This is a genomic window from Streptococcus infantis, assembly GCF_001579645.1.
GTDB lineage: Bacteria > Bacillota > Bacilli > Lactobacillales > Streptococcaceae > Streptococcus > Streptococcus infantis_E.
Map to the genome: position 1 here is coordinate 213,491 of NZ_KQ970818.1, position 7,125 is coordinate 220,615.

Sequence of the window (7,125 nt, forward strand, 5' to 3'; positions counted from 1 at the left end):
CCGATTCAGTCTGAGTCTTTTTGTTTAAATACTTTTTCCTGGTAGGAGGGAAACTGGTAAGAAATAACCGGTTGTGGCAACTTCTTTTCCTTCGATTTTTTGAAGTAGTAACTCAACTGTCAGGCGAGCAATTTCTTCCAAGGGTTGTTTTATGGTAGTGAGGTGAGGATAGAAATTCTCGATAAAATAAGTTCCATCATAGCCAATAACCTTGAGTTCTTCTGGAACAGAGATACCAAGCTCCTGGGCAATCTTCATAACCAAGATGGCTGTTAAATCATCTGAAGCAAAAATCGCATCTGGTTTTTGCTTAGTCAAGATATTTTTGATTTCCATTTCTTTTCGAAGGGGTGAAAAGTCACTGGAAACATTGATAATAGGAGCCTTGGGTAAGATTGAAGCAAAACCAGCATGACGAAGTCCTGTTGGAGAATTGGAGTTGTCATTACCTGTAATCATGATGATAGCCTTGGCTCCAGTTTTAGCCAAGGTCTGAGCGGCTAGGACTCCGCCAGCATAGTTATCAGAAGAAACGACAGGAATATCTGGTGACAAGTTTCGGTCAAAGGAGATGATAGGAGCCGTCACGCGATTGTAGTCTTCAATCCCTAAGTTATGGCTACCAGAGATAATACCGTCCACCTGGTTGGCCTCTAGCATTTCAAGATATTCACGTTCTTTTTCCGAATCGTGTTCACTGTTACAGATGATTGTCTTATAGCCTTTTTTGAAGAGTTCGTGCTCTAATTTGTCAATCAATTCAGCATAGAAAACATGGCTGATTTTTGGGAAAATTAGCCCAATTAACTTGGCAGATTTACCTTGAAGACTGCGAGCCAGATTGTTAGGTTTATAGCCTAGCTCACGCATAGCATCTTTAACCTTTTGAATAGTTTTTTCTGACAGGTAGCCTTTTTTATTAATAACACGTGAGACAGTAGTTGGGCTGACGCCTGCTAGTTCTGCGACATCAGTTAGTTTTGCGACCATATTCTAATTCGTAGTATGTTCCAGTTGGGTTTCCAGATTTAATGAGGATTCCATTTTGATCTTCGTGAGGGAAGACACGACCAGAAAATACTTTTTCTCCTTTATTGATAAAGATTTCAAAGACTGAGTTGTCGATGAAGATATTGACAGTAGTTGCTTGATTAGTAACTGAGCAAGAGCGAGTAGTTCCAAATTCTTGAGCGTATTGCTCACCTGCTTGACTGCGGTCAACAGTAACTTGACCATTGACAAGGTCAAAGTTGATAGAGAGTCCTTTGCCATCTTTATCAGCAAGAAGAACGATTTCATTTTGACTATCAGCTTCTAGGTTAAGCTCGATCTCGTAGGTGTTTTTGGTTTCAGAACGATTTGAGAATTCCTCTTCTGAAGCACGAAGATCCTGGATAGCTGCTACAGGGTATTGATAGAGTTTGCCGTCTTTAATGGTAAGTTCTTTTACCAATGAGAAAGTTCCTTGGTGATCAAAACGGTCAGATGGGTAAGAAACGTCTGGTAAACCAAGCCAACTAACAGCAAGGGCACGTCCATCAGGGGCATTGAAGGCTTGAGTGGCATAGGCTTCAAAACCATAATCGAGGTTGTGTAGTTCAGACACATCTACCATACGAGCATTTTCTGGGTCAAAGGAAGCGCCGATTTTATACATGTTTGGATAGATATTGTCGTATTCAAGAACCTTTTTATCCAAACCTTGTGGGCAGTAAAGAAGGACAGGTTGTTCTCCGACAAAGACTAGATTTGGGCACTCCATCATATAGGCAGTGCGGTCATTGTTAAAGTCAAGATCAGCAACTTCTTGCCAGTTTGTATAATCATTATCGATAGCCTTATAGAGACGAACAAAACCTTTTTTGTCCAAATCTTGACCACCAACGATAGCGTAGTATTGCCCTTTAAAGTTAAAAATCTGTGGATCGCGGAAGTGGTCAGTAGCATCAGCAGGCTGATCAATCAAGATTTTATCAATCTTTTTAATATTTCCATCCTTATCCATCAAGGCACCGATCTGATAAGGGTGGCGTACCCAATTGTCATCACGGACATTTCCAGTATAAAAAAGGAATAATTGATCGCCAAACTGCATAGCAGAACCAGAGTAAGCACCGTGGCTATCTAAAGGAGTATCAGGTAAGATTTTTACACCTGTTTCAGTAAAGTGCACCAAATCGTCACTTTCAAGCTGAACCCAAGACTTTAACCCATGAGCTGCTCCGAAGGGGAAGTTTTGGTAAAAGACAACCCACTTGCCATCGAAATAAGAAAAGCCGTTTGGGTCGTTGAGGAGACCTTCCTTTGGCTCAATGTGATAGCTGACATGCCATGGGGATTGTGCCATCTTTTCTTGGATTTCTTTTCTTTCTTCTTGTGTCCAATCTTCATAACGTCTGTAACGACGTTCAGTAGTCCATTCCATTTCTATTTCCTCCATAAATTCTACTATCTTAATAGTAAACGTTTCCTTATAAAAAAGCAAGTCTTTCACACTAAATTTAAGAAAAAAATGTCAAACGATTGACAGAGTTCAGAAACAAAATTTTATGAAAATCGATGAAAATATGAAAGTTTTTGAAAATTTAAAAGTAAAAACCCTGAGTTTATAGGGTATTTATTGCTGTGTTGATGAAAAAAATAGCAAAAACAATCAAAAAATAAAAATTAGCAAAATTTTTTCTGCAAAACGCTTGACATATTTTTTAAACGTGATAGAATAATATTCGTAGGGCGGATAAAATCGCTTTCAAACAAGAAAAAATTTTATAAGGAGATTTTTGCAAATGACTAATACAGAAATTGCAAAAAAAAGTCATCGAAGCCTTGGGCGGACGTGAGAATGTTAACAGTGTAGCTCACTGTGCTACTCGCCTTCGTGTTATGGTTAAAGATGAAGCGAAGATTAACAAAGATGCTATTGAGAACTTGGAAAAAGTTCAAGGTGCTTTCTTTAACTCAGGTCAATACCAAATCATCTTTGGTACAGGTACAGTTAACAAGATGTACGATGAAGTCGTAGCTCTTGGTTTGCCAACGACATCTAAGGATGAGATGAAGGCAGAAGCTGCTAAACAAGGAAATTGGTTCCAACGTGCCATCCGTACTTTCGGTGATGTTTTTGTACCAATCATTCCAGTTATCGTAGCAACTGGTCTCTTCATGGGTGTTCGTGGACTCTTGAATGCTCTTGGAATGACACTTCCAGAAGATGTTACAACTTACACTCAAATCTTGACTGACACAGCCTTCATTATCTTGCCAGGTTTGGTTGTTTGGTCAACCTTCCGTGTATTTGGTGGTAACCCAGCTGTTGGTATCGTTCTTGGTATGATGCTCGTTTCAGGTTCACTTCCAAATGCCTGGGCTGTTGCTTCTGGTGGAGAAGTAACTGCTATGAACTTCTTCGGATTTATCCCAGTTGTTGGTTTGCAAGGTTCAGTTCTTCCAGCCTTCATCATCGGGGTTGTCGGAGCTAAGTTTGAAAAAGCTGTTCGTAAAGTTGTTCCAGATGTTCTTGACCTCTTGGTAACACCATTCGTAACACTCCTCGTAATGTCAATTCTTGGTTTGTTTGTGATCGGACCAGTCTTCCACGTTGTTGAAAACTATATCCTTCTTGGAACAAAAGCTATCCTTAACTTGCCATTCGGTCTTGGTGGTTTCTTGATTGGTGGAGTTCACCAAGTTATCGTCGTATCAGGTGTTCACCACATCTTTAACTTGCTTGAAGTTCAATTGCTTGCTGCTGACCATGTTAACCCATTCAACGCTATCATCACAGCTGCCATGACTGCTCAAGGTGCTGCAACAGTAGCCGTTGGTGTGAAAACTAAAAATCCTAAACTTAAAACACTTGCTTTCCCAGCTGCTCTTTCTGCCTTCCTAGGTATTACTGAGCCTGCTATCTTCGGGGTTAACTTGCGTTTCCGTAAACCATTCTTCCTTTCATTGATCGCTGGTGCAGTCGGTGGTGGACTTGCTTCAATCCTTGGTCTTGCTGGTACTGGTAATGGTATCACAATCATCCCTGGTACAATGCTTTACATTGGTAACGGACAACTTCCACAATACCTTCTTATGGTAGCTGTATCATTCGCTCTTGGTTTTGCTCTTACTTACATGTTTGGTTATGAAGATGAAGCAGAAGTGGCTTCAGAAGCTACAACTGAACGTTTAGCTGACGAAGCAGTAACTGGTACTGTTGTTGCACCTAGCGAAGGTGTCATCCAAACACCAATCGTTGGTGACGTAGTTGCACTTTCAGACGTTAATGACCCAGTTTTCTCAAGTGGAGCTATGGGACAAGGAATCGCTGTGAAACCTAGCCAAGATGTTGTCTATGCACCAGCTGATGCTGAAGTGACAATCGTCTTCCCAACAGGGCATGCTTATGGTTTGAAAACAGCAAACGGAGCTGAAATCTTGATTCACGTTGGTATCGACACTGTTTCAATGAACGGTGAAGGATTTGACCAAAAAGTTGCCCAAGGTGACAAGGTTAAAGCTGGAGATGTTCTTGGAACATTTGACTCAGCTAAGATTGCTGCTGCAGGACTTGATAACACTACTATGGTTATCGTAACAAACACTGCAGACTTTGCTTCAGTAAATCCAGTTGCTTCTGGATCAGTTGCTAAGGGAGATGCAATCATCGAAGTTAAAGCTTAATACTCTTCGAAAATCAAATTTAAACTGCGTCATACTCGCTTTGCCGTATGTATGTGTTACTGACTTCGTCAGTTCTATCTACAACCTCAAAGCTGTACTTTGAGCAATCCGCAGCTCGATTCCTAGTTTGTTCTTTGATTTTCATTAAGTACACTACTTTCGATTTAATAGATCAAAAAACGAACAAATGTCATGTTTGTTCGTTTTTGATTGAATAGTAAAATTTACAGAGGAAAAACTAAAATATAGAGCAACTTTCCTTCTGGAATTATGCTATAATAGAGAAAATAAAAACTAGAGGTTTATCATGACAAAACTATATGGAAGCTTGGAAGCGGGCGGTACAAAATTTGTCTGTGCTGTCGGTGATGAAAACTTTAATATTGTAGAAAAAACACAATTCCCAACAACAACTCCTATCGAGACAATCGATAAAACTATCGAGTTCTTTTCAAAATTTGATAATCTTGCAGGACTTGCGATTGGATCATTTGGTCCAATTGATATCGACAAAAACTCAAAAACTTATGGTTTTATTACAACTACACCGAAACCTCACTGGGCCAATGTTGATTTGCTTGGTGCTCTTCGTCGCGCTCTAAACGTGCCAATGTACTTCACAACAGACGTAAACAGTTCTGCCTACGGTGAGGTAGTTGCTCGTAATAATGCTGGTGGCCGTATCGAAAACTTAGTTTACTATACAATCGGTACAGGTATCGGAGCTGGTGTTATCCAACGTGGTGAGTTTATCGGTGGTGTGGGACACCCTGAAATGGGTCATTATTATGTGGCTAGACACCCAATGGATATTGAAAAAGAATTCAACGGTGTTTGTCCTTTCCATAAGGGATGTCTGGAAGGCTATGCAGCTGGACCAAGTCTTGAAGCTCGTACAGGTGTTCGTGGGGAAAACATTGAACTCAACAACCCTGTTTGGGATGTTCAAGCCTACTATATCGCTCAAGCCGCGGTTAATGCTACTGTAACTTTCCGACCAGACGTTATCGTATTTGGTGGTGGGGTTATGGCCCAACAACACATGCTTGACCGTGTACGTGAGAAATTTACATCTCTTCTCAATGGTTACCTACCAGTTCCAGATGTACGTGACTATATCGTAACACCAGCTGTAGCAGGTAATGGTTCGGCTACACTTGGAAACTTCGTTCTTGCTAAGAGCGTTGCAAAATAAACATGAAAAATGAGGTTGGAAATTATCCCGGCCTCATTTTTTAGTCTTTTTCTATCTTTGTTTCCTGATGGAAAATATTTTGCCAAGTTTCGTGGCGGCGCCAGATGCTTGTGTGGATGGTATCACCAATCTGATAGCGGATCAGTTTTGTCTTCTGACTAATGGAAGTTAGGTGAAGCTCTTTAATGGCAGATGTCAGTTCTTTTTCGGACTTATAGGCATCCTTGTCCAGTTCTTGTCCGTCCTGGCGGATATAAATGAAGTCTTCTGCAAGTAACTCTTCTAGTTGATTTCCTTGGTCAATCAATTGCTCTCTCATGAGCAATTTTTTATAGACATTATCTAGGATTTCATCCTCAGGGATTGGTGCTGGTTCGATATGAATGTCTGTATCAAAGACACCAAAGCGTTCTGATAACATGGATTCAACCTGATCCGCAATTTCGTGACTTTCAAAAACAGAGAGATCTGGGTTCATCTCGAGAGTAATGTCCAGATAGATATTACTTCCGTAAGTACGACCGCGTTGTGATTTGACCTTGCTAATCTTAGGAATTTCCATGATAGCCTTTTGATAATCTTCCAACAAATGTTCATCAAAACCATCTGAAAGACTGAAAGACGACTCGATAAAGATATCATAGGCAGTCTTGAGGATAAAGAAGGTAATGACGATGGCAACCAATTTATCCACGAGAGGGAAGTTAAAACTGCTGGCTAGGATAGCGATAGTGGTTCCGAGTGAAGTGACCGCATCTGATAGATTGTCCTTGGCAGCTGCTTTCAGTGCCTTAGACTTGGATTGCTTGCTGAGGTGAGTGTTGTAGAGATAGACTCCAAACATAATCACTGCAGAAATCACTCCCAAAATCGCTCCCAGTGGGTCAATCACAGTTTCTTCGCGACTGATAATCTTTTGAATCGTATCTCGCAAGACATCAAAACCAACATAGAACATGATGATAGAGGTGATAAGACTTGCCAAGTCCTCAATTTTCCAGTGACCGAAACGATGGTCTCTATCTGCTGGCTGTCGGGCCAATCGAATCCCAATGAGGAGGGCAACATTTCCGATGATATCAGAAACGTTGTTGAAACCATCTGCCACCAAACTGGACGAGTGAAGGAGGTGGCCTGCTGCTAACTTAGCTGCTGACAAGAAAAGGTAGGTCAAGATGCTAATAATAGCACCTCGCTCAGCTAATTTCAAGTTTGAAACTGATTGATTCATCTGACTCTCTTCCTAGAATTTTTGTATT

5 protein-coding genes are annotated in these 7,125 nt (G+C 40.8%); 2 read left to right on the forward strand and 3 right to left on the reverse strand.

What is annotated here, in order from left to right; all coding sequences use genetic code 11:
- Positions 1 to 24: 24 nt before the first annotated feature.
- Positions 25 to 990 (reverse strand): LacI family DNA-binding transcriptional regulator, encoded by a 966-nt coding sequence (locus SINDD18_RS01105; RefSeq protein ID WP_061862785.1) that lies wholly within the window; start codon positions 988 to 990, stop codon positions 25 to 27.
- A complete protein-coding gene (locus tag SINDD18_RS01110) occupies positions 971 to 2,425 on the reverse strand; it encodes a sucrose-6-phosphate hydrolase (protein WP_060956078.1) in 1,455 nt (484 codons plus the stop codon). The genes SINDD18_RS01105 and SINDD18_RS01110 overlap by 20 nt, the downstream gene beginning before the upstream one ends.
- Positions 2,426 to 2,793: 368 nt before the next feature.
- Between SINDD18_RS01110 and SINDD18_RS01115 the strand changes: the two genes are divergently transcribed.
- Together SINDD18_RS01115 and scrK are read left to right on the forward strand one after the other, a co-directional pair.
- Positions 2,794 to 4,671: a sucrose-specific PTS transporter subunit IIBC gene (locus SINDD18_RS01115; protein ID WP_061862786.1), complete on the forward strand. Its 1,878-nt coding sequence runs from the start codon at positions 2,794 to 2,796 to the stop codon at positions 4,669 to 4,671.
- A gap of 307 nt (positions 4,672 to 4,978) precedes the next feature.
- Positions 4,979 to 5,866: a fructokinase ScrK gene (scrK, locus tag SINDD18_RS01120; RefSeq protein ID WP_049509581.1), complete on the forward strand. Its 888-nt coding sequence runs from the start codon at positions 4,979 to 4,981 to the stop codon at positions 5,864 to 5,866.
- A 40-nt stretch (positions 5,867 to 5,906) separates the two neighbouring features.
- On the opposite strand, the gene SINDD18_RS01125 is transcribed toward scrK, so the two are convergent.
- Positions 5,907 to 7,097, reverse strand: a complete 1,191-nt coding sequence (locus SINDD18_RS01125; protein WP_061862787.1) for a cation diffusion facilitator family transporter — start codon at positions 7,095 to 7,097, stop codon at positions 5,907 to 5,909.
- Between the last annotated feature and the right edge of the window lie 28 nt (positions 7,098 to 7,125).

What these genes read in the sequence shown, in the direction of transcription:
- SINDD18_RS01105 (WP_061862785.1), bottom strand. Translation starts at nt 990, where the DNA reads ATGGTCGCAAAACTAACTGATGTCGCAGAACTAGCAGGCGTCAGCCCA.
- scrK (WP_049509581.1), top strand. Translation starts at nt 4,979, where the DNA reads ATGACAAAACTATATGGAAGCTTGGAAGCGGGCGGTACAAAATTTGTC.
- SINDD18_RS01125 (WP_061862787.1), bottom strand. Translation starts at nt 7,097, where the DNA reads ATGAATCAATCAGTTTCAAACTTGAAATTAGCTGAGCGAGGTGCTATT.
- SINDD18_RS01110 (WP_060956078.1), bottom strand. Translation starts at nt 2,425, where the DNA reads ATGGAATGGACTACTGAACGTCGTTACAGACGTTATGAAGATTGGACA.